The 22,706-nt window shown below is 37.9% G+C and carries 17 protein-coding genes; 7 read left to right on the top strand and 10 right to left on the bottom strand.

All coding sequences use genetic code 11. From position 1 onward, the window contains the following. Window positions 1-26: 26 nt before the first annotated feature. A complete protein-coding gene (gene astD / locus QUE09_RS02250; protein ID WP_286234582.1) occupies window positions 27-1,496 on the top strand; it encodes a succinylglutamate-semialdehyde dehydrogenase in 1,470 nt (489 codons plus the stop codon). Window positions 1,497-1,605: 109 nt separating this feature from the next. After that, window positions 1,606-2,406, top strand: coding sequence for a DUF1338 domain-containing protein (locus QUE09_RS02245; protein WP_286234581.1), 801 nt, complete (start codon window positions 1,606-1,608; stop codon window positions 2,404-2,406). A gap of 94 nt (window positions 2,407-2,500) precedes the next feature. Here QUE09_RS02245 and QUE09_RS02240 read toward each other — a convergent pair whose 3' ends face one another. Then, window positions 2,501-2,833 carry a DUF3718 domain-containing protein gene (locus QUE09_RS02240; protein ID WP_286234580.1) on the bottom strand — a complete coding sequence of 111 codons (333 nt, stop codon included), beginning with the start codon at window positions 2,831-2,833 and terminating at the stop codon, window positions 2,501-2,503. 522 nt (window positions 2,834-3,355) lie between these two features. Between QUE09_RS02240 and QUE09_RS02235 the strand changes: the two genes are divergently transcribed. The 4 genes from QUE09_RS02235 to QUE09_RS02220 are packed head-to-tail and all read left to right on the top strand — an operon-like array spanning window position 3,356 to window position 12,098. Beyond that, a complete protein-coding gene (locus tag QUE09_RS02235) occupies window positions 3,356-5,983 on the top strand; it encodes a sensor domain-containing protein (RefSeq protein ID WP_286234579.1) in 2,628 nt (875 codons plus the stop codon). A 20-nt stretch (window positions 5,984-6,003) separates the two neighbouring features. After that, the gene (locus QUE09_RS02230; RefSeq protein WP_286234578.1) at window positions 6,004-9,024 is read left to right on the top strand and encodes a chemotaxis protein CheB; all 3,021 of its coding nucleotides are present in this window, start codon (window positions 6,004-6,006) and stop codon (window positions 9,022-9,024) included. 46 nt (window positions 9,025-9,070) lie between these two features. Beyond that, window positions 9,071-11,674, top strand: a complete 2,604-nt coding sequence (locus QUE09_RS02225; RefSeq protein ID WP_286234577.1) for a PAS domain S-box protein — start codon at window positions 9,071-9,073, stop codon at window positions 11,672-11,674. Next, complete coding sequence (locus QUE09_RS02220) at window positions 11,661-12,098, top strand: response regulator (RefSeq protein WP_286234576.1); 438 nt, start codon at window positions 11,661-11,663, stop codon at window positions 12,096-12,098. The genes QUE09_RS02225 and QUE09_RS02220 overlap by 14 nt, the downstream gene beginning before the upstream one ends. Before the next feature lie 48 nt (window positions 12,099-12,146). Here the strand turns inward: QUE09_RS02220 and QUE09_RS02215 are convergent, their stop codons facing one another. From QUE09_RS02215 to QUE09_RS02190, 6 genes are all read right to left on the bottom strand, one after another. After that, a complete protein-coding gene (locus QUE09_RS02215) occupies window positions 12,147-12,656 on the bottom strand; it encodes a hypothetical protein (RefSeq protein WP_286234575.1) in 510 nt (169 codons plus the stop codon). 7 nt (window positions 12,657-12,663) lie between these two features. Continuing rightward, entirely contained in the window at window positions 12,664-13,335 is a 672-nt protein-coding gene (locus QUE09_RS02210; RefSeq protein WP_286234574.1) for a zinc metalloprotease, read from the bottom strand. 201 nt (window positions 13,336-13,536) lie between these two features. Further along, window positions 13,537-13,974: a group I truncated hemoglobin gene (locus tag QUE09_RS02205; RefSeq protein WP_286234573.1), complete on the bottom strand. Its 438-nt coding sequence runs from the start codon at window positions 13,972-13,974 to the stop codon at window positions 13,537-13,539. Beyond that, entirely contained in the window at window positions 13,974-14,804 is an 831-nt protein-coding gene (locus QUE09_RS02200) for a DUF3034 family protein (RefSeq protein ID WP_286234572.1), read from the bottom strand. Before QUE09_RS02200 ends, QUE09_RS02205 begins: the two co-directional genes overlap by 1 nt. Then, a complete protein-coding gene (locus QUE09_RS02195) occupies window positions 14,779-17,109 on the bottom strand; it encodes a putative bifunctional diguanylate cyclase/phosphodiesterase (RefSeq protein ID WP_286234571.1) in 2,331 nt (776 codons plus the stop codon). Before QUE09_RS02195 ends, QUE09_RS02200 begins: the two co-directional genes overlap by 26 nt. Then, window positions 17,099-17,752, bottom strand: coding sequence for a methylamine utilization protein (locus QUE09_RS02190; RefSeq protein WP_286234570.1), 654 nt, complete (start codon window positions 17,750-17,752; stop codon window positions 17,099-17,101). The genes QUE09_RS02195 and QUE09_RS02190 overlap by 11 nt, the downstream gene beginning before the upstream one ends. Before the next feature lie 261 nt (window positions 17,753-18,013). On the opposite strand from QUE09_RS02190, the gene QUE09_RS02185 reads away from it, so the two are divergent. Continuing rightward, a complete protein-coding gene (locus tag QUE09_RS02185; protein ID WP_286234569.1) occupies window positions 18,014-20,185 on the top strand; it encodes a hypothetical protein in 2,172 nt (723 codons plus the stop codon). Between the two features lie 191 nt (window positions 20,186-20,376). Here QUE09_RS02185 and QUE09_RS02180 read toward each other — a convergent pair whose 3' ends face one another. The 3 genes from QUE09_RS02180 to QUE09_RS02170 all read right to left on the bottom strand — a co-directional run bounded on the left by QUE09_RS02180 (window position 20,377) and on the right by QUE09_RS02170 (window position 22,639). Then, a complete protein-coding gene (locus QUE09_RS02180) occupies window positions 20,377-21,360 on the bottom strand; it encodes a glutathione S-transferase family protein (protein WP_286234568.1) in 984 nt (327 codons plus the stop codon). 114 nt (window positions 21,361-21,474) lie between these two features. Next, window positions 21,475-22,170 carry a pirin family protein gene (locus QUE09_RS02175; RefSeq protein ID WP_286234567.1) on the bottom strand — a complete coding sequence of 232 codons (696 nt, stop codon included), beginning with the start codon at window positions 22,168-22,170 and terminating at the stop codon, window positions 21,475-21,477. Between the two features lie 25 nt (window positions 22,171-22,195). Beyond that, complete coding sequence (locus tag QUE09_RS02170) at window positions 22,196-22,639, bottom strand: DoxX family protein (protein ID WP_286234566.1); 444 nt, start codon at window positions 22,637-22,639, stop codon at window positions 22,196-22,198. Window positions 22,640-22,706: the final 67 nt, after the last annotated feature.

The raw sequence follows: 22,706 nt of genomic DNA, 5'->3' as shown, positions 1-22,706 counted from the left end.
GCGAAAGTAGTGATGAGGAAAAAATAATGACGCACCCAATACAATTTATCGATGGTCAATGGCTTGAAGGTCATGGTACAGAATTCACGTCCGTTAACCCGGCAAAAAATACTGTTATATGGCAAGGAAATGCAGCAAGTGAACAACAAGTAGATCAAGCTATTAATGCGGCACGCAATGCCTTTAGTGCTTGGTCAACAACACCACTTGAAGCACGTATTGCGTTAACCGAACGCTTTGCTGAAATACTAGCAGACAATAAAGAAGCGCTTGCAACAACAATTGCACAAGAAACAGGTAAACCTCTTTGGGAAACAAGAACCGAAGTTGGCGCGATGATCGGAAAAATTGCTATTTCTATAAAAGCATACAATGAGCGAACAAGTACAGTTGAAAACCCAATGCCTGGTGCAAAAGCATTTATACGTCATAAGCCACATGGTGTAGTAGCTGTTTTTGGCCCTTATAACTTCCCAGGACACCTGCCTAACGGTCATATTGTACCAGCACTAATCGCAGGCAATACCATTGTTTTTAAACCAAGTGAACTGACACCATTGACGGCTCAACTTACCATGAAATTATGGCAAGAAGCTGGCCTACCTGCCGGTGTTATTAATATGGTGCAAGGTGAAGTTGCTACAGGCAAAGCATTGGCTAACCATCAACAAATTGACGGTTTATTTTTTACTGGTAGTTCAACTACGGGTAAATTATTGCATGAGCAATTTGGTGGTCTACCAGGTAAAATATTAGCATTGGAAATGGGTGGCAATAACCCACTCATAGTTAAAGACGTAGAAGATATTGACGCCGCTGTGCATGACATACTGCAATCTGCATTTATAAGTGCAGGTCAACGTTGTACCTGTGCACGTCGCTTATTCATTCAAAACAATGAGCAAGGTGATGCAATTCTTGCCAAACTTATTGAGTCGACTAAAGCCATCAAAATAGGCTACTTCGATGATGAAGAACAACCATTCATTGGTTCAATGATCTCGGAAAAAGCCGCACTTGGTTTAGTCAGTGCACAAGAAGCACTGATCAAGTTAGGTGCAAAACCACTTGTTAAATTAAGTCATAAAGAATCAGGTACTGGTTTTGTAACACCTGGTATCGTCGACGTTACTGGCGTAGATATTCCTGACGAAGAGCACTTTGGTCCATTATTAAAAGTGTATCGATACGATGATTTTGACGCTGCAATTGATGAAGGCAACAACACTTCATTTGGATTGTCAGCAGGTCTACTCGCAGATAGCGAAGCCGATTACCAACATTTCTTTTCACGCATAAGAGCTGGTATTGTCAATTGGAATAAACCAATAACGGGTGCAAGCAGCGCAGCACCATTTGGTGGTATAGGTGATAGTGGCAACCACAGAGCAAGTGCATATTACGCCGCAGACTATTGCGCTTACCCAGTAGCTTCAGTTGAAGCTCAAAGTGTGTCTTTACCTGAAAACCTTTCTCCTGGGTTAACAATTAAATAAGAAACATTGTCAGCAGTTGCACAATAATTGCGCTTCTGCTGACTTAAAAAGACAAGCTAATTAACAATATTTTATTTTCAGCATCTAACACAAAGTAGTGAGAAATATCATGAGCGTTGAAGTTAAACAATTATTCAATAATATTTGGCAAAATTATTTACAAGTAACTCCGTCAGCTGAAAAGATCCACCAGTTATTAGGGTCTGGCAATGATGTGATAAATGATCATGTTGCTTATCGCACATTTAATCATGAAAAAGTAAACATTGATAAGTTGGCACAACACTTATTAGCGCTGGGTTACAAAGAGTGTGGCGAATATCACTTTGAAGCCAAAAAGCTTTATGCAAAACACTTTGAACACCAAGATGACACCTTGCCTAAAGTGTTTATTAGTGAATTACTTGTGGAAGAGTTTTCACCGAAAGTTCAAACCATTATTAACAAAGTTATTGATAATATTGACCCATCTATTGTTGCAACGCCCGAATTACTTTATTCAGGAAAGCACTGGCCGTTAAGCTACGATGATTATCAAACATTGCTTGCAGAAAGTGAGTATGCTGCATGGTTATCCGCGTGGGGCTATCGAGCAAACCATTTTACGGTAAGTATTAACTACCTAGAAAATTTTGATAACATCGAAGACGTTAATCAGGCGTTGAAAGATGCAGGATTCGCATTAAACGCATCAGGTGGTGAAATCAAAGGTGATGCTGAAGTCAAACTTGAACAGTCTTCGACAATGGCTGACAAAGCGAAAGTCGAATTTACCGATAAAACCGTCGAAATTCCTTCTTGTTTTTATGAATTCGCTAAACGCTATCCATTAGATAATGGTGAACTTTATACAGGATTTGTTGCTGCATCTGCAGACAAAATTTTTGAAAGCACCAACACAACTAGCTAACACAATAGCAATACGTTGAACAGCTCAAAATACTCTTACGTTGAGCTGTTCAACCCATTATTGCAGCATTTACCTGTAGTTGAAACCTCACCGGCTATTTCTCAAGTGAGTTCTTTGCTATATCTGTAATTGACACATCACGCTCACCACGATCAATCATGTTGATCATGATGTCAGATCTTTTACCGTGTTTTTCAACAAATGCTAAAATATTTTCTCCATTACACTCAACATTTTTAGCAACGAATTGTTTTGAATAGCCTGAAGCCTTTATTTGGTTATGCATAACGGCCCTATTGCCATTAACAGCTGCCATACATAAACTCGTTTCAATTGTGCCATCAGATGCTGTTAGCTTTTCAGCTTGGGCTGTTGCAACAACCCCAGAAACCATAACCGACGCTAATAGTACTTTTTTGATAAACATAAATACACTCCACTCTTTTAAATAAGCAACACCGCACGTGCTGTACATATATAGTGGCAACAAATGATCAAAAAGTTGTTTATATTAAATCATCGAATGTAAATGTTCGTTTCAATATTGTATCTAACAAGCCGCATATTTCCAAAGCATACTCCACGCAACTCTTTGTTTTACAAAAGATAAGAATGCTTGGCTATACCAATTTATTAAAAACACAATTGATTACATTCATTATTCGAAAATGTTAGGCTACAAGTAAACCTGAACATTTAATGCAAAAAGCGCTTAATTAAAATAGAGCTAAAACAAACTATTTGCGTGAATTTTTACTATAGTTGAATATTAAATAATCGAACCATAGAGTGACTATGCTTAAATTATTTAGCTTGTTCTCAATACGCTAATGAAGCTCTAAGTTGGTCAAATATTTAATCGAATTGGTATAAATCGTTCTTTTATATTGAGGGCAATAAACAAGACACTATCTCGTATTAAACTCAGGTAGACTGTTAGGATGACGATATGGATATACAGCTTTTTGAAAACAGTGCGCGACGCAAAGATACTATGTTACGTATCGCTGTTGATCGCATCCATAATAAATTACAACACTTACAGTCAGAAAAGCAGCTGATACAACTCGTCACTGAACTGCTATGTGAGCTTTCTGCTTCTGAATTCACAGTCGCCTTTCAATTAACTTTTGACGAAAATCGCACCCCCTATTTTGAGAAAATTTCAGCCGTTACAAATACGCACAAAGGTATTAACCAGTTACCACGATCTCATAACCTATCAATAACGGCTAAGTCAAAGTCGGTATATAAAGCCTATGTTGCCAATTCACCCACTGTTATCCATGATAAGTCGTTATTAGAAGAACTAAGCCCGAATGACAAACATCATCATCAGGCGATAATGATGCCAGTACACGATATAGACAAGCCAATTGCCATGTTTGTTTTATTTGATGCTGAGGCGCCATATCATGTTAATCAAGTGAGTCGATATATACCGCTGTTTAATGCGCTAAATCATGTTCGGCGCATGCTGAAAATTAAACCGGTAGCAATAAAGCAACTTTCATCACAAGAACAGAGCTATAAACATAATTATTCAATATTAGAAACACTTTCACCAAATCCTGTGTTAGTACTCAAGAAAGATCTTAATATTGCACGTATCAACCCAGCCCTTGAATCGTTGTTAAATTACGAAAATTCACAATTAATTAATAAAAATATCAGCAAAATCATTACTGACCATGACAAGCATAAACACAAGTTAAAAATGGCTTTAGGGTATCAGCATATCGGGCAAGCAAATAAACAGTACTTAACATTTAGAACACAAGAAAATGTCGAGTTAGAACTCGCTTGTAGTATTGTGAAAATTGTCGAAGAAGGAGAGGTTCGCATTCTCGTATTGATGCACGATATACGTGATGAACAAGCAGTACAGAATCAATATGAATTAGAACTTGCACGTTTTAAAGCGCTTTCAGAGTTAGTACCGATCGGCATTTTACAAACAGACGAAAATTGGCACACCCGTTACGTTAATAATAAATGGTTAGAAACATTAGGCGTAGAGCGCAAGGATGTCGAAAGATTAAATTGGACTCAACTCTTTAGTAACGACCAAGCAGAGTCAATTTTATCAGGCCTTTACGAATCACTAAATTGTCACCAAACATTTGAATTTGAAGGTAGTATTTTTACCAATTATGAGCAAGAGCTATGGATACATTTCGAAGCTCGCCCTTTATTTGACATGCAAGGAAACCTTTCTGGTTTTATCGCTTCAATAGTTGACAATACTTTTCATCATAATACTGAAGAGCGGTTGCGCGACATTGCTGAAACAGATCACCTCACCAAGCTTCCCAATAGATTGGCATTAACAAATAGACTTGCTAACTCACTAGAACGCGTTGAACGTAGGGGTGCAATGGCAATGCTCAGTATGGATTTAGATGGTTTTAAAAACGTTAATGATACCATGGGCCACGATGCTGGAGATAAGCTTTTAGTACTGGTTTCAACAAGAATTCTAAAAGTTTTGCGCAAAGAAGACTTTCTAGCCAGGTTAGGGGGGGATGAATTTATTGTTGTATTAGAGCAGCTACAAGATTCAGAAGTTGCTTCAGCAGTTGCTAATAAAATACTTAACGCCCTTAACAAGCCTTTCATTATCGAATCAGAAGAAGTATTTATTTCAGCAAGTATCGGTATATGCTTTGCAGTGGCGGGACAAAAAACAACCAGCACACAACTAATGAAACAAGCTGACATTGCTATGTATCATGCCAAGGATATGGGCAGGAACACGGTACAATATTATTCCTCGAACCTTGATAAAACCTCACGAGACCGACTTGAGATGGGCAATAACTTGCACCGTGCAGTTAGTCAAAATGAGTTTGAATTGTTTTATCAATTGCAAATTGATAACAATTCTCAAAAAATCGTTGGCTTAGAAGCGTTACTCCGATGGCGAAAACACGACAATACGATCATACCGCCAGATCAATTTATCCCAATGTTAGAAGAAATCGGCCTAATTGTACCAACGGGTCGGCGAGTAATTAAACAAGCCTTAACGCAATTAGCACGTTGGATTAAGGCTGGCAAACTGTCAAACGATGTTGCAATGGCGGTTAATTTAAGTCCGAAGCAATTTACAGACCCTGATTTAATCAAATTCATTTTAAAATGTATTGATGACAATCACTTACGCGGGCATAATCTTGTACTCGAAATCACCGAAACCACCTTGTTGCAAGACAACAAAGAAGTAAACTTTATTTTAAAAGAACTCGCCAATTGTCACATAAAAATTGCCCTTGATGATTTTGGCACTGGCTATTCATCATTAAGTCACTTAAAAAATTACCCTATTGGCGAAATTAAAATAGATCGAAGCTTTATTAATGACATTCTTAATGATGATAACGATCGAGAAATTACCAAAGCAGTTATCGCCATGGCTAAGGCACTAAATATTGATATTGTTGCCGAAGGCATCGAAAGCCAAGCAATACTTGATGAACTGATTTTAATGAAATGCGCTATTGGCCAAGGCTATTTTTATAATAAGCCTATGCCTGCCAAGGAAGTAGAAGCCCTCTTTAACCAATACACCGGTTAAGAACATGATAGGAATGATTAATGGACGTAACGAACACAAATAACATAACGCAACCCAACTACTATATTGGTATAGGCGCTTCTGCAGGTGGGCTTGAAGCACTGCGTTCATTTGTGCATAACATTGAACCTGATACCGGTCATGTCTTTATAATTATTCAACACTTATCGCCTGACTTTAAAAGTATGATGCCAGAATTACTCGCGCGATATACAGAGATCCCCATCTCTAAATTGGAAGATGGAACACGCGTTCAAGCGAATCATATTTATTTAGCACCGCCGCGAAAAAACGTATTACTTGCCGAAGGAAGCGTGTTGCTAGTAGAACAAATGGAAAATCCTGGTGGTAATTTCCCCATAGATGCATTCTTCCGCTCGCTCGCAGAAGATCAACAGAATCACGCTATTGCTGTCATTCTATCGGGTACCGGTAGTGATGGCTCCAGAGGCATTCAAGCCATTAAAGACGTCGGCGGCTTAGTGGTCGTTCAAGAACCATCTGATGCAGCCTTTGATGGTATGCCTTTTAACGCAGTTAAAACGGGTTTTTCAGACATTGTCGAATCAGCTGACCAGATGATGACAAAGATCATCAATTACACCAGTAACATCATAGTCTCCGGCGAAGAAATAGCTGTCGATCCCGATAAAAGTATAGAACATGCGTTATCAGATATTTATAACCTTTTAAAAGCTAAAAGTGATATAGATTTTAGCCATTATAAAGGAAAAACCATCGTTCGCCGTATAGAAAGGCGTATGGGTATTAATACTGTTGAAAGTATCACCGAATATTACAACTATTTATTAAAAAACCCTAAAGAATTACAAACACTAGCAAAAGATATGCTGATTGGCGTTACGCGCTTTTTTAGAGATGATGATGCTTTTATACAGCTAACTGAAAAAGTCATCCCAAATGTTATTGAAAATTCACAACCTGATGAAATTATTCGTATTTGGAGTGCTTGTTGCTCTACTGGCGAAGAAGCTTATAGCTTAGCAATTTTAATAGACGAGTACCTATGTCAGCATAATTTAGATCGCACGGTACGTATTTTTGCAACCGATGTTGACGCAGATGCAATTACAGAAGCAGGCCTCGGACGTTTTTCACAAAACATAGAAAGCGACGTATCACCAGAACGATTAAAACGATATTTCGATTTACAAGATGACTATTACGTTATCAACTCAAACATCCGTAAAATGGTTATTTTTGCAACACATAATATTTTAACCGATCCACCGTTTTCTAATTGCCAGTTAGCCGTTTGTCGCAATGCATTGATTTATTTTCAGCCAAAAGCACAAAAGCGAATTATTACCTTACTGCATTTTTCACTAAATAAAGATGGTTACTTATTTCTAGGGTCATCTGAGTCTTTAGGTGATATGAAGCAACACTTCGCGGTAGAAAATGAACGCCATCGTATTTATCGTAAAATAGACAACACTAAGATGCTAATTGACGCGAGTCCACAAATGGGTCAGCAAGAGCAAAAAAACAATAAGAGCCCTTCAATTAGTCAGCTATTATCTAGCTTTCAGCAGTCTTCGAAAAAACCTAATTATTCGCCAGTCTTAGAACGTATCATCGAAGAATATGCGCCACCTGCAATTATTCTTTCTGAAGAGCAAAATGTGGTACATGTTTTTGGTGATGTTAGCGCATACACGCGTAAGATAGGTTCTGGTCAGTTTAGCTCTTTGCTCTCTGATTATATTATCGAAGGGCTGAGTGTTGCTGTTTCTACCGCTTTATATCGGGCACAATCATTACACTCAAGTGTTCACTATGAACGAATCAGCTTTAATGACGAAAATGAACAACAATGCTGGGTAAACCTTCGTGTTTTATACCTAGATACTCCAAGATTAACGAGTAACTATTTTGTCGTATTGTTTGAACAAGAAGAGGTTATTCAAGCTCCACAAGAAAAAATCGTTCATGAAGCGCCTGTTAATGATCACAATAAGCAGCTAATTTCAGATTTAGAAGATGCACTCAGAACGAAACAAGAACATCTACAAGTAACTGTTGAAGAGCTACAAACGACTAATGAAGAGTTACAAAGCTCAAATGAAGAGCTTATGGCGGCTAACGAGGAGCTACAAAGTACTAACGAAGAACTTCAGTCTGTAAACGAAGAGCTTTATACCGTTAATAGCGAGTATCAAGAAAAAATGGAAATCACCTTACAAAGTAAACTCGATACCGATAATGTGATCAGGTCAGCCGATATAGGCTTTATTTTTCTCGACGAAGCCTTGTTAATTCGTAAGTTCTCCCCCTCAATTGTTAATGATGTAAACCTATTAGATAGTGATGTAGGTAGACCTTTTCACCATATTTCTCACGCATTAGATTACGATGACCTTTTGCATGATATTACCGAAGTTGTGCGTACTAATATTGAAATAAAAGTGCATGTAAATCGCCTAGACGATAGCGGTCAACGCCTGGTAAAAATATCACCGTATCGTGATCAATATGGTGTTGCGCTTGGTTGTGTCATTAACATTACTGACATCACAGAAACAGTCACATTAAAAAATCAATTGCATGACTCTTGGGAAATGTTAAAGCATGCGCAAAGTGCTTCATTATTTCTGGAAAACAAAGATGTTATAAAATTATTACTCGTCGACGATGACGAAGTAGATTTGCACGCATTGCGAAGAAATATTGATATTGAACGCGAAGACAACTATTTGTTTAATATAACTACTGCTAGTAGTGTAAATGCTGCGCTAGAAAAAATTGAACAAGAAGACTTTGACGTTTATATCGTTGATTATATTTTAGCCGCTGATGACGGATTAGCACTGATTGAACAAGTACAGCAAATAAAACCAAACAGCGCCTTTATTTTACTCTCTGGTATGTTGACCAAAGAATTGCGAGAAAAAGCGCTAAATCTAGGCGTATATGACGTATTAGCAAAAGACGAAGTAACGCCAGCTCTTATTCAACGAAGTATTAACTACACCTTAATTCATAAGAAAACTAATCTATTTTTACAATCATGCACGTAATACGCTTTATCAAAGCGTTTATTGCCAATATACGCAAGGAGGGTAGATGAATACTATACGCACAGTCTCTATCAGTCGTTATTTAGCAGTATCAGTGTCGTTAATTGCATTAACGGTGATTGCCGGATGGTATGCAAATTTACCGAAGGTTGTTCAAATACACCCAACCTTTGTTGCCATGCAATTTAATACCGCTTTGTGTTTTTTATTGGTAAGTTTAAGTGTTATTTGCCGTAGCTATGAAAAAATAAGCAGTTCAACTTTATTGGCCGCCATTGCTTTTTTGGTCGGGTTAGGTACCTTTATTGAGTATATTGGTCATGTTGATTTATACATTGATCAGTTATTTATGGAACATTATGTAACGACAAATACTACACACCCGGGTCGCATGGCAATAAGTACTGCGCTGTGCTTCTTAATGGCGGGATTCGCTTTAATCGTCCACAACAATATTCCGTCACTACAACTGAATAAACTCATTGGCCCTGCCGTCAGTGGTATGGGGTTTGTCGCATTTGTCGGTTATCTTTTCAACATTGAGACCGCCTACGGGTTAGGTAACTTGTCTGCAATGGCTTTACATACGTCGATCAATTTTATCCTGATCGGCGTAGCAATTACCTTGGTATCTACGCTAGATAAACCTGAATCAAAGTTGTTTGGGTATTATTGGAAAGAAAGTAGCTTATCGGTTGCGTTAATCGTATTCACTTTTGCGCTCTCACAAGCAGTAGAAAATTGGCAAAAACAGCAAGTACAAAATAAGCTTAATACGCAAACGCAATATACGGCTAAAACGCTAAAAGTCATTGTAGAAAACCGTATAAAAGCACTAAATCGCATGGCAACACGTTGGCAATATAGCGACAATTTAACCCAAGAAAAATGGCAAATTGATAGTTTACAATACGTAGCCGATTTTCCAGAAATCACAGCTATAGAGTGGGTTGATAATAATCTAATGGTTCGCTGGATAGTACCTTTAGAGGGTAACGAAATGGCAGTAAACTATAATTTATCAACAGAGAAAAAACGTTACAATACCTTAAGATTGGCACGTACAACAAATAATATAGCGCTATCGCCAACGGTTGATTTAATACAAGGAGAACGTGGATTTTTAATTGTATTACCCTTAACAAAACATCAACAACCTGATGGCTATTTACTCGGCGTAATCGCATACGAAAATTTACTCCAAGCGCTTAAAGAGCACGTAAATTTAAGTAACATCAACCTATCACTCACAGAAAATGCACAGTTACTCGCTCAGTTAAAAAATGAAAGCAAAAATGACACTAACTACGTCGTTGAGCAAGCTGTTAATTTAAAGGAAGGATCTTGGGAGTTGACTGCGAGTTATACACAAGCTTATACAACTTCGATACGCTCACGTTTACCTGAAATAGTATTAATCTCAGGTTTCGGTGCCATTTTTCTAACACTCATGTTTCTCAAACTTTGGCGAGATACAAAAAAGAACGCGCAGCAACTTATCAGTGAAATTAAACAACATAAAAAAACAAAAGCCCTGCTATCTTATGAAGAAAACCGATTAAGAACAACATTGGAAACCATGGTCGATGGCGTAGTACTCGCTGACCAATCTGGAAAAATACTCAATATAAATCAAGCTGCATCAACACTTTTTGGCTATCAAGATAAAGAAATTATAGGACAAAACGTTAGAGTTTTAATGCCAGATCCTGACCGCAGTCAACATGATAGTTACTTAAACCATTATTTGCGAGGCGGTACACCCCAAATTATAGGTATAGGCCGCGAAGTTACTGCTATCCGAAAAAACGGTAAAACTTTTCCTATTCATCTTTCTATCGCCCACATGAAAATAGAAGACAAAGACTTTTTTTCAGCAATAATCCGCGATATTAGTTTACAAAAAGAAACACAACTGGCACTTGCTAAATACATGCGAGAACTTGAGCGAAGCAATGAAGAGTTATCTGAATTTGCTTACATCGCTTCACATGATCTCAAAGCACCGCTTAGAGGCATTATGCAGCTATCTAATTGGATAGATGAAGAATTACAAGATAATAAATCGCCTGAGGTTGCTGAATACATTAAATTAATGCAAAGTAGAACGTCGCGTTTAGAAGGCCTATTAAATGACTTACTTTCATATGCAACACTCACTGAGAGAGTTGGTGAGTTAGCTGCCGTCGACATTGAAACCTTGATAGATGATATTTTCCAACTATTAAATCCTCCTCCTGAATTTAAACTAAATATCCAAGGCGATGTTAAATCATTACAAACCATGACAACGCCATTAGAACAAATTTTTAGAAACTTGATAAACAATGCCATAAAGCATCATGATAAAGAAAGTGGCACCATAACAGTGACAAGTAAAAAAATGAAAAACGGTTATCAATTTTCTGTCTGTGATGATGGCCCAGGGATTGAACCTCAATTCCATAAACAAATTTTCGGTATATTTAAAACACTAAAACCCAGAGATGAACTCGAAGGTAGTGGCATGGGTTTGGCTATTGTAAAAAAATTACTTGATAGTTATGACTGTTCAATTAGCATAGAATCAAACGGTGCAACAGGTACATGCTTTATATTTACGTGGCCAGAAAACGCAAAGTTCAAGGAGGTATTCAATGGGACATCATGAGCAACATGCTACCGCAGTTTTAATTGTAGAAGATGATGATATTGATGCCATTAGCGTACAACGTGCCTTAGGAAAATTAGACACTAGTAATCCCATTTATCGCGCTAAAGATGGGCTACAAGGTCTAGAATTAATGCGAAGTAAATTACGTAACCGACCTTATATTATTTTACTTGATCTCAATATGCCCAAAATGAACGGGTTGGCAATGCTCAAAGAACTACGTAACGATCCAATGTTATCTAACAACATTGTTTATGTGTTAACAACGTCAAATCGAGATCAAGATAAAGCAAGTGCATACGAACATCATATCGCCGGATACTTCTTAAAGTCTACTTTGAACCACGATTACTCAGAACTTGGTGCAATGCTCAATCAATATCTACAAATAAACGAACTCCCTCAGCTTAAAAGTATCTAATATTGCATTGATAATAGCGAAATTTCGCTTAATTCCGCCTTATTTTACTTATTTAGTTCTGTAGTAAACGGTTGAATAAAGACACTTTGCTAGCGGTAGGCTTAACAATAAATCATCATTGTTGTTTGCCCCCTTAGCTAAGCTCATCGTCATGAGAAGACCTTCACCATGCTTATGCAAATAAGCAATTTTGTCTGCTGTTGTTATAAGTACAGCATGAGCACCATTGTATGAAAATAACTGTCGCTGCTTTGTTGAAATATTTGCAAAATTATTAATGTATTGCCCAAGTTCATAGGTTAAGACAAGTTGCTCTCCTTGCAGAACACCCGCAACGCTGTCAATCATAACCGAGTGTTGAGGCGTTAACCACTTGGGATGAGAGAAACAAAATTTCGAGGTAGGACACAAGCGTTGCCAAGTGTCTATTTTAAATTGATCACATAAATTATTAGCCAACGCTTGGCCTAAACATACCATAGAGAATAACGATGTCACTAAAAGCAACTTTACTTTACGTAACGTTGATAAATTATCACCACGACCATTAAAAACCATACAACCTTTAATTCAGTACTAACTTACTGCGACGATGACCACTCACCACGGCAATAACCATAATAAAAAATAACAGCCATGTTTTCGGTTCAGTAACGTTAACCAATTCCTTTACAATAAGCACTGGCTTGATGTTTATCCAATAAAGGCCATCAAACGACTGCACTAATGGGCTTTGTCGAATACGAGCCACTTCGGCTTCCGTGATAGTGGTATTATTATTCAAACTTGGGTTCATTAAATATTGACCAAATATGTGTGGCAGCCCCAAATTATGGCCTAGCTCATGTGCTAACAATTCACTGCCGTAAAAACTGTCAGCAAAATTAGACTCGACTACGAAGTCATTACCAAAGTACTCACCACAACCAACAATACTAGTACTGACGGTACTACCACAAATACTAATGGTATCAATATAATAAAAGTTAACGGTTAACAAGCTGCCTGTATGCATACCAAATAATTGGCTCACTTGATCTCTTGTGGTAATGTCTAGCAGGTCGGGGGCGACAATTTCATGCGCTTCTTCAATACGAATATCAATGGGCATATCGCCAAATGATGGTTGTGAATATATGTCGTCTAATGCCGCTTCATCAAGCGTAATGTAGGAAGCATAGCTCGAAACAGCTACACCAAAGAGCGTAAAAAACACAATTGCTTTTTCTAGGGTCATATCCTTTCACCTACGTTATTAGTCAGGGAAAACCACTAGTAAAGCTCAAGGTTATTATTATTGTCATGAGCAACTCATCACTAATGTACGTTAGCGAGCCATAAATGTTTATATTAAATAGCATCACTGATAGTTAACTGTAGATCTGATGTAGAAATTTGCCAGTTTTCGCTATCACATACTCACGTCAATTCATTTACACTATCGTTTAATAACCTCCCCACGCATAGGCGCTAATTTCGCTAATATACGATTTTGCACGGGGTAAGTAACATCAGCTTTCTCCATCGCGACAATTAATAATTCGACGACGCGATTAAAATGCGCTTCTGTTATATTCATTCCTGTATGTATATCTACCATGGAGTCACCGTTATATCGGCAAGGACCACCCGTAATCGTGCACATATGCTCAATAAAACCAGCTCTGAAATGACTAACACTCGATTTAGCAAAGTACGGAAAAATTTGCTTATCTTTAACGATTTCAGCGATAAAGTTATCAACAATTTTATCAATACCAGTCTGTCCACCTATCGAAGCATATAAGGTATTTTGGTCGTTATTGGATGTAGACGAACAAGCAAACAAAGAAAAACTAAAAAATAAAATGAGTAATTTACGTGGATTTAAAAACATTAGAACTGCCCCGAAATGGATACATACCAACCATGTTGACCTTCAATATTAGCAATGGTGCCTAAATCTAAATAGGCAACGGTCATATTAAAATGCTTATTGGGAAACCACGCCAAAAACACGTCATGCCAATTACTTTCTTTAACCGCTAAATTTTCTGATTTAACACGGTACTCTGTACCAAGCGCCAAATGTTTATTGAGTAAAATTGCGGCTGACAACTCGGGATGTATAGCACCGTTCCCTTCCAAGCCGCCGTAGCCTAATAGTCCCATTTCATTCGCTTCAGAGTACCTTAACGTGGCATTCCATAGCAGGTTGTAACCCGCAAAGGCCCCTAAATGTAATTTACTCATGGCAACGTACACATCAGTACCTTTGTCTTCTTTGGCACCTAATGCAAAAGCGATATCAGGTGTGTCTAACATTTTATGTTGAACACCCACTGAAATTTGCGGCCAATCGCTATAAACCAAGTCACCATACAAACGCACTTTCATGCCAATGACTTCTTGTTTCAACGTCAATGAAAGCGGCTCAACATCAAAGTCTTGCTTGGCATAAGATAGCTCAATACGATCATATAAGTTTAACTGAGCGCCGCACACATTGAGTTGAAAATCTTGCACGTTTGCTTGTGAACAAAAAGCAGATGCCGCAATTTCATCTTCTGTTGCATACCCAGCTAGTTGCGCCCACGGCACTATGCCTCCACCACCTGCACCTTCTACCTGTGAAACACCAGGTGTCGCTAAAATTTTACCATTAGCAAAACACATAAACGGTAAACAAAATATCATTGCACTAAGGAGTTGTTTCATAACATTCATACCATTCTATAAATTTCTCAGCCGTTAACGGACGCGATAGATAATAGCCTTGCGCATAATCACATTGATACTGTGTCAGTAATGCTAAGCTTTCTTTTGTTTCCACACCTTCAGCGACAACCTGCAACCCTAATCGATGACCTAATAGTACGGTAGAAGCAACAATATCTTGATCTTGTTTATTTTGATCTAAGTTTAAAATAAAGCATTTATCAATTTTCAGTTCATCAACAGGTAAATGCTTGAGCTTTGCTAGCGAGGACTGACCAATACCATAATCATCGACCGAAATTTGGAAACCAATAGACTTAAGGTAACTCAGGCGCGAAGCAACAAGGTTTTCATTTTCCGCTAAATCTCGCTCGGTAAGCTCTAAGGTAATTTGATAGGGCTCTACTTGTTTAGTCGCGATAGTATCTAACAAATATTCTACAAACGTATCATGTTGAATATCTTGTGCTGATAAGTTAATAGAAACTTTAAATTGATAGCCTTGAATATTCCAACGCTCTACTTGATCTAACACTTGTAAAATAACCCAACGTGTTAACGTTACAATAAGGCCAGCTTTCTCAGCGAGCCCAACAAATAGCTCAGGATTAACAAACTCACCTTTATTGTTTATCCAACGAATTAACGCTTCTAATTTATCTACCTGCCCTGATTTAATGTTAAGTTTTGGCTGATAATTAAGAAATAACGGGCTGTCTTCCGCCTCTAATGCAGTCTTTAATTCATCAATTAACGAAAGCTTATACATATAGGCTTCATCTTCACCTTGCTGGTAATAACGAACGATAACTTGCTCATTGCTGGCAGCAGCAACCGCCATAGCAGCTCTACGCATCAAGTGTTCGGCATCAGTGTCATGGTCTTCATCAAGCTGCGCTATACCAAAATAAAGCGCGACATTAAGTTTGATGTCATCGACCCAATAAGGACGGTCCAATTCAGATTGTAGGTGTTCCATTAAGCGTGTGATGTGCGCGGTCTGTTGATTACCCACACCGATTAGAAACTCATCAGCATTAATGCGAGAAACACCAATCACCTTGATATCATTAGTATTTAAAGGACCTAAAAAGTTAAAAACACGATGTGCTAGCTCTTTTAAAATTTTATCGCCATTAGTGATGCCAATAGTATCGTTAAGCGCTTTAAACCCCTTAATATTAAAGGCAATTAACGTTAATTGTTTATGCTCTGCTAAAGAAGCTTCTAACACTTCTAGCATTTTTTGACGGTTATAGAGCCCCGTTAATAAATCTCGCTCTGCTTGATATTTTATTGCTTTCTCACGATTTTCAATCGCAGCTCCCATTACCGAAAAACTCTGATACAACTCGGTAAACTCTCTGGGCAAATCTCCTGAAAGCTTTGGAATAACGAGATCGCCCCTACCGACACGTTGCGTTAAGTTCATTAAAATATTTAAAGGTTTAGATAACCCTTGTGATAGCAAACGCGAAAAGGCAATAGCAATAACAATAACCAACACGGCAATTAATAAAATTGAAGAAATTAACTGGTTAAAATCATGATGAATCTTTTTTAACGAAGCTGACAATACCACTGATATATCTTGAGAATTTCCTAAAGGCCTTAATTGATGAAAATAATCATCGCTAGAAAGTAAGATATTAGAAGGTGGCGCTATCGCTTCTTGCATTATTCTTTGACTCGAGTATTCACTGTCCATGGTAGTTGCAAGAACTTGATCATGTTGAGCAATCGAAACATCTAGAGAGATCAATTCCTTTAATTCAGACAATGAATCCTGACCAAACTCAAAACCAATTACAGTATATGCAATAACTCTTGGCGCCTTAACAGGTAACACGATGACTTGGAACACTACATCACCAATACTTAGAAACTGAGCGTGAACATTACGAAAAGGCAAAGATTTCACCCCTGCCGTTACGGCGTCTGGTAGTAATGCTTTAGAAGAACTTGTGGTTATTAAGTTGCCGTTTAAGTCAAGCAACAACATTAAGTCAGCATTAATTCGCTCTCCATGATTTAACAGGACACTTTCAATCGTTTTTTTATCTTGAGTAGCAATCGCTTGTTTAAAGCCAAAATCAGCAGCCAAAACGCTCGCGGCAGTAATCAACATTTTTTCTTGTGAAACTAAATTCTGATTCAAGACATTTTTCGCTGAAGATAGCTGCTGTTTAATTTGCTGTTCCGCGTAATCAGCAATACGCAACCAGTAACTCGCGGTTAACGCCACTACTGTTAATAAGATGAGTCCTGTCGATAACCAGGTTATTTGCGTTTTAAAACGGTATTTAGTGAGCATGGCTAAAAACGTCTTCGAAACTATCACTTTTTACCGGTGGTAATGTTTCAAATTCTAATAAAATATTATTGTTCTGTTGGTTAAAAGACGTAAAGGATTGACGATAATTAGTACCTTTTGCGGCATTAGCATGCCATACCTTTATTTCTTTAATTTGCTGTGCACTTAAATCTATGTTGGTTTTACCCTGTTCATTAGTAAGATATGTATGCGAGTTGTCAGTAACATAAATATAACCCACCATAGCGTCATGAATATTACATCCTAAGACCACAATTCCACTTTGCTCAAACGTAATTGGTGCTTTAGGTTTGCCCGCATATAATTTTAACTCAAAGGTTTTTGCTGTTGAAAAAGAATACACATGATGACGAATATCATCACTATTAGGAAAACTCACCAGGCTTTTTTCTGGCACAATAAGTACTTCTGGTACAAAGCTTTTGTCTATTTGATCCATAATATAAGGGGTCGAGCTTACTTGCCAAGTATCTGGGTTAGCATCAGTAATAATTTCAATTACCGCATGCTTTAATGCCTCACCTTGTTGATTTTTGACCTGAATAACGGTCTTTGCATGTGTGGGTATCACAAGCAAAGCACTCATTAACATTAACCACCTTAAAAATCGTAACGTACTCATAAAAAAGCCAATTTAGTAACAACGTTCAATAGAGCATAACCTTGCTATACCTCTGTGTCTAATTTTGACATCAATTAATGCAGTACAAATAGCGTCAAATCAACGCACTAGAGGTTATCAGCTGATGTACATCTATATTGCCTATATATTGTACTTATCATTATATTTCTATATAGTTTGATACGTTTATAAATCATAAGCTTATAGATAGAAATTACTCAAATAAGTTTTCATGACGTCTAATTGGAGTATTCGTTCAAAATGAAAAAATATAACATCGCCATTGTGCTATCTTTGGTAATTGCAATACTACCCACCTTTGTAGATGCATCCACAAGAACTAACAATCATGATGTGTTAAATCAAACCGACGAAGCCGGCAAAATAGCCATAACAGGTATAAGATGTAAAAGCCATTCTTCATCTTGTAATGGCGTAACGGTTAAAAACCTTGAAACAGGCGATGTTATTTTCAAAGAAAATAAGGTGTCTTATAAACTTGATTATAATCAAAATCCTTATAGTCCTATAGGGGGTAGATATTATAATTTTACCATGGCACCTAATGGTAAACGCTTCGGTTTTTGGTTTGAAAATTGGAACAGCGATGACGACTATTACTACATTTATCAAACCAACCCGATAAAACTCATTCAAAAAATTAAAGGCGGCAGTTGGGATGATAGGGCAGAGTTTTCTGCCTCAGGTAAACGATTAGTCCTCGAAAACCACAATCACTTAGCCGTATTTGACGTTGAATCTGGCACACGTTTGCCGTTAGAAAAGGCTAAATTCGGCAAAAAACGGGAAGTGCGATCAATCGGAATTACTCCGGATGACACTAAGTTAATTGCGATTGTTGAATACGGTATTGTCGCTTGGGATTTAGCGACAGGTAAGCAGCTTTATAACCACAATACTCGTATGCGTACTGGCTTCGTGGTTTCCGGCACTAATTATGGTGGCGGGCAATTACGCTTTTCGAAAGATAACAAAACTGCATTATCAGTAGGTTTTGGTAAAATTACCTTACTTGATATTAATACAGGTCATTTAATTAAACAGTTTAAAACATCCAAACTATCAACAAATGATTCATATTACGCAAAAGTAGACTTTATTGAACAAGGGAATTTACCCTTAGTTACCGTATTAGCTCCACTAGAATTTCGAAAACGTGATAAGTACGAAATATTTATTGCCGATTGGCAACAAGAAAAACGATTAATGAAAATAGGGGGAACTGGCGATAATTATCATCAATTACGTAAACATGCCCTCAAGATTACCTCTAGCAAATACACAGAGAAACTGCTTGAAGAAACTGAAAAAGCAAAGCAATTATCAGGGGTAGCGCAACTCACTAAACTAGCCGCGTTATATCAGCAAAATGATGTACCACTTAGCCACTATTTTCCTGAGAGAAAGCAATGGATTGAGCAATTAAAAACAGACTGGTACACACGCGCCAAACAGCAAATAAACCAAGCGAATAACAATAACGATGTTCAACAATTACAAACACTTGTTAGCAGTGATTTGCTTGGTAACAAAGAAAATCGCGTACTCGCCTATCAATCGTTGCATAGCGTGTTAAAAAATAACAATGATTATCAAGGCTTAATTGCGCTTGCCGAGTCTGATTATATTCCTGCTCAAATAAAAAGAGACAGTCTACTTGATGCCATAGCACGTTACCCAGACTCAACAAAGTTAGCGGACTATTTAGCCTTAGCTGATAAATTCAATGACGATGCAAGGGTAACAAACGCTATATTTAACAAAATTTATCAACGCGTGAAAGAAGCTGATAACATTGCTTCATATCAATGGTACATAAAGCATGTTCCGCAAAGTGAACACACACAAGAGGCGCTACTTACCTTATATAAACGTGCATTTGAGCTCGCAGACGACAGAGGCACTATTGCAAGTTATAACGACTTTATCATCGCTTACCCATTTGCCCCGCAAGTACATCAAGCAACAGAGTATGCCAGGTCGTTAGAAGAGGATGAATACTCAAGTTTTTTTAGTAGCGACGAGGAACTTTCACGCCGTTTGTTAGTGCGTTCAAAACAAATATCGCGGGTTGCAAACCAATACCGTTACGACAATACCGGCTATTTACTCGTCATTGATCGAATGAACACTTTGTTGCAAGACATGTATCCTGGCCAAGACGCAACATTACGTCATTTAGAGTCAGAAGAGTTTAAAGACTTTCATCGAGATTTTAGTCGAGCAATGCGCTCATTATCGTCTAAATTAGATAGCATAAATGATAACGTTAAAGACTTAAAACGACATGTCGCTAAGCAATCAGACATGATTGAACAGCACTTCGAAAAAGCTGCACAAGACCGAGAAACAGCAAGCGAACTAACACGACAACATCGTATGTGGGAGCGTTATTTACAAGGTAAAAGTTAACTAGAGCTTGCCTTCACCCCACAACAGAGGAAACACGACTAGCAAGAAGAAGCGTGCCATTCGTGTTACCTCTGCTTATTCACTACCTGCTTTTACTTAATGAGAAAATCACGCTCTGAAAGTAATAACTTACCTTTAAGCATGTTAATACTTGTCAAATACGTTTAGCCATTTGACGTTATGCCTGTAATTTACTTTGCCAGTTCAGCACGACCATGAGCAGTTTGATAATTAATATCAGGTCCTACTGGCACAATTTGCGTCGGATTTATCATTTTATGACTGAAATAATAATGGCGCTTAATATGTTCAAAATTAACCGTTTCAGCAATTTTAGGTACTTGAAATAATTCACGAATATAATTCGCAAGATTTGGATATTGCTCAATCATGCGTTTGTTACATTTAAAATGACCAAAATAAACCGCATCAAAACGAATTAACGTAGTGAATAATCGCCAGTCTGCTTCAGTAATTTGATCACCGACAAGGTAGCGTTCCGTGGCCAATATTTGCTCTATGTCATCTAAGGCGCTAAACAAGTTATTATAAGCTTCTTCATACGCAGACTGCGTGGTAGCAAAGCCCGTTTTATACACACCATTATTAATATTGTGGTAAACAAAATCGTTTATTTTATCAATTTCGCCACGTAAGGTTTGCGGATAATAATCTTGTTCGTTTCCTGTTATATGATCAAATGCTGTATTAAGCATGCGAATAATTTCAGCAGATTCATTACTGACGATACGTTGTTGCTTCTTGTCCCAGAGTACGGGTACTGTAACGCGACCGGTGTATTTAGCATCATTGCGCACATATATCTCTGACATTAATTCTGAACCATATAAGTCATCGCCAGTTCCACCCTGTGCTCGATCAAAGCTCCAGCCTTTGTCGAGCATATCTGGGCTTACAATTGAGACACTAATGTGTGACTCTAGCTCTTTTAGTGCTCGAAAAATTAACGCTCTATGTGCCCAAGGGCATGCCAAAGAAACATATAAATGATAACGACCAGATTCCGCCTTAAAGCCTGAATCTCCAGTTGGCCCCGCGCGCCCATCTCGCGTTACCCAATGACGAAGTTGCGATTGTTCACGCTTAAATTTGCCGTTATTTTCTTCAGTATCATACCAAGTATCGTGCCATGTACCTTCTACTAATAGCCCCATATTAATCCTCCTACCATTATCATCATATAACACATTTCACAGACTAGAGCGTATAGAACTTTACTGTTTGAATTTGGTTCAAAGTAAACATGAAAGGTCTACACGCTTAATGTTTTACGGTAATTCAAAAACTAACGCTGTTAGTGATTCTTGACCAGCATTAACAAAAGTAAGTGCTGCTTCATGAGTAACCTTTGCTCCATCGCCAGATGATAACTGCGTACCATTAACGGTGAGCTCACCTGAAACTAAGTGCACATAAACCTTCTTTCCAGCATTTGGCGCAAAAACCGCTTCAGTATTGGCCGCTAATATAAGCTGAAGCAATTGTGCTTCTTGTTTAATTTTTAGCGTACCTCCCTCACCTGTTGGGGTGACGATAGGCGTTAGTCCCTGCGATTGGCCAAAAGCTTTTTGCTGATAGCTAGGCTTTTCGCCGAAGACATTAGGTTCAATCCAAATCTGTAAAAAATGTGACGATTGTGTGTTACTCGCATTATATTCACTATGATAAATTCCTTTGCCAGCTGACATTAGCTGGAATTCACCAACGGGTAACTTTTTTACATTACCAGTACTGTCTTTGTGCTCTAGCACGCCATCAATCACATAACTAATGATTTCCATATCACGATGACCATGTGTGTCAAAGCCTGTACCGGCTTTGACTATATCATCGTTAATCACTCTTAGAGCGGAAAATCCCATGTGTTGAGGGTCGTAGTATTGACCAAATGAAAAAGTATGCTTGCTGTTTAACCAACCTATATTGGCTTTACCGCGTTGCTCTGATTTTCGTAGTTCAATCATAATACTTGCTCCTAAAAACGAACAGTTAAGCCAATTTTCTACTTAATAGGTTATCGACAGATAATTTACCTGCACCCGAAACAGCCAACGACACACTTGCTGCTAGCAACGCTAAACCAAACTCATAACCATTGTTAGACATAAATAATCCGTTAGTAAAATGCACAGAGAAGATCGCAACAACCATGGTTATTGATAAAACAACGGCCGCAGGGCGAGTTAACAAGCCTAATAATATAAATAAACCACCAAAAAACTCTCCACTGCCAGCTAATAACGCCATTAAATAGCCAGGCGTTAAACCGATAGATTCCATCCAGCCGCCGGTACCTTCTAATCCATAACCGCCAAACCAGCCAAACAATTTTTGTGCACCATGCGCGATAAAAATGATGCCGATAGGAATACGCAACGCCAAGGTTGAATAACCAGCTTTACTTTCAATAATTTTATTCATTAGTGCTTTCATTTAATTTTCCTCAATAAATTTTAACAATAGCTTTAGGGTCTGTTGTTCTTTTGAGATTAAACTTTGT

The sequence above is a fragment of the Thalassotalea sediminis genome, from assembly GCF_030295915.1.
Taxonomy (GTDB): domain Bacteria; phylum Pseudomonadota; class Gammaproteobacteria; order Enterobacterales; family Alteromonadaceae; genus Thalassotalea_C; species Thalassotalea_C sediminis.
The sequence above is the reverse complement of the archived record's forward strand: the minus strand, read 5'-3'. Positions and strand labels throughout refer to the sequence as shown.

Coding starts and splice junctions, on each gene's coding strand:
- astD (WP_286234582.1), top strand. CDS start 27: ATGACGCACCCAATACAATTTATCGATGGTCAATGGCTTGAAGGTCAT.
- QUE09_RS02245 (WP_286234581.1), top strand. CDS start 1,606: ATGAGCGTTGAAGTTAAACAATTATTCAATAATATTTGGCAAAATTAT.
- QUE09_RS02240 (WP_286234580.1), bottom strand. CDS start 2,833: ATGTTTATCAAAAAAGTACTATTAGCGTCGGTTATGGTTTCTGGGGTT.
- QUE09_RS02235 (WP_286234579.1), top strand. CDS start 3,356: ATGGATATACAGCTTTTTGAAAACAGTGCGCGACGCAAAGATACTATG.
- QUE09_RS02230 (WP_286234578.1), top strand. CDS start 6,004: ATGGACGTAACGAACACAAATAACATAACGCAACCCAACTACTATATT.
- QUE09_RS02225 (WP_286234577.1), top strand. CDS start 9,071: ATGAATACTATACGCACAGTCTCTATCAGTCGTTATTTAGCAGTATCA.
- QUE09_RS02220 (WP_286234576.1), top strand. CDS start 11,661: ATGGGACATCATGAGCAACATGCTACCGCAGTTTTAATTGTAGAAGAT.
- QUE09_RS02215 (WP_286234575.1), bottom strand. CDS start 12,656: ATGGTTTTTAATGGTCGTGGTGATAATTTATCAACGTTACGTAAAGTA.
- QUE09_RS02210 (WP_286234574.1), bottom strand. CDS start 13,335: ATGACCCTAGAAAAAGCAATTGTGTTTTTTACGCTCTTTGGTGTAGCT.
- QUE09_RS02205 (WP_286234573.1), bottom strand. CDS start 13,974: ATGTTTTTAAATCCACGTAAATTACTCATTTTATTTTTTAGTTTTTCT.
- QUE09_RS02200 (WP_286234572.1), bottom strand. CDS start 14,804: ATGAATGTTATGAAACAACTCCTTAGTGCAATGATATTTTGTTTACCG.
- QUE09_RS02195 (WP_286234571.1), bottom strand. CDS start 17,109: ATGCTCACTAAATACCGTTTTAAAACGCAAATAACCTGGTTATCGACA.
- QUE09_RS02190 (WP_286234570.1), bottom strand. CDS start 17,752: ATGAGTACGTTACGATTTTTAAGGTGGTTAATGTTAATGAGTGCTTTG.
- QUE09_RS02185 (WP_286234569.1), top strand. CDS start 18,014: ATGAAAAAATATAACATCGCCATTGTGCTATCTTTGGTAATTGCAATA.
- QUE09_RS02180 (WP_286234568.1), bottom strand. CDS start 21,360: ATGGGGCTATTAGTAGAAGGTACATGGCACGATACTTGGTATGATACT.
- QUE09_RS02175 (WP_286234567.1), bottom strand. CDS start 22,170: ATGATTGAACTACGAAAATCAGAGCAACGCGGTAAAGCCAATATAGGT.
- QUE09_RS02170 (WP_286234566.1), bottom strand. CDS start 22,639: ATGAAAGCACTAATGAATAAAATTATTGAAAGTAAAGCTGGTTATTCA.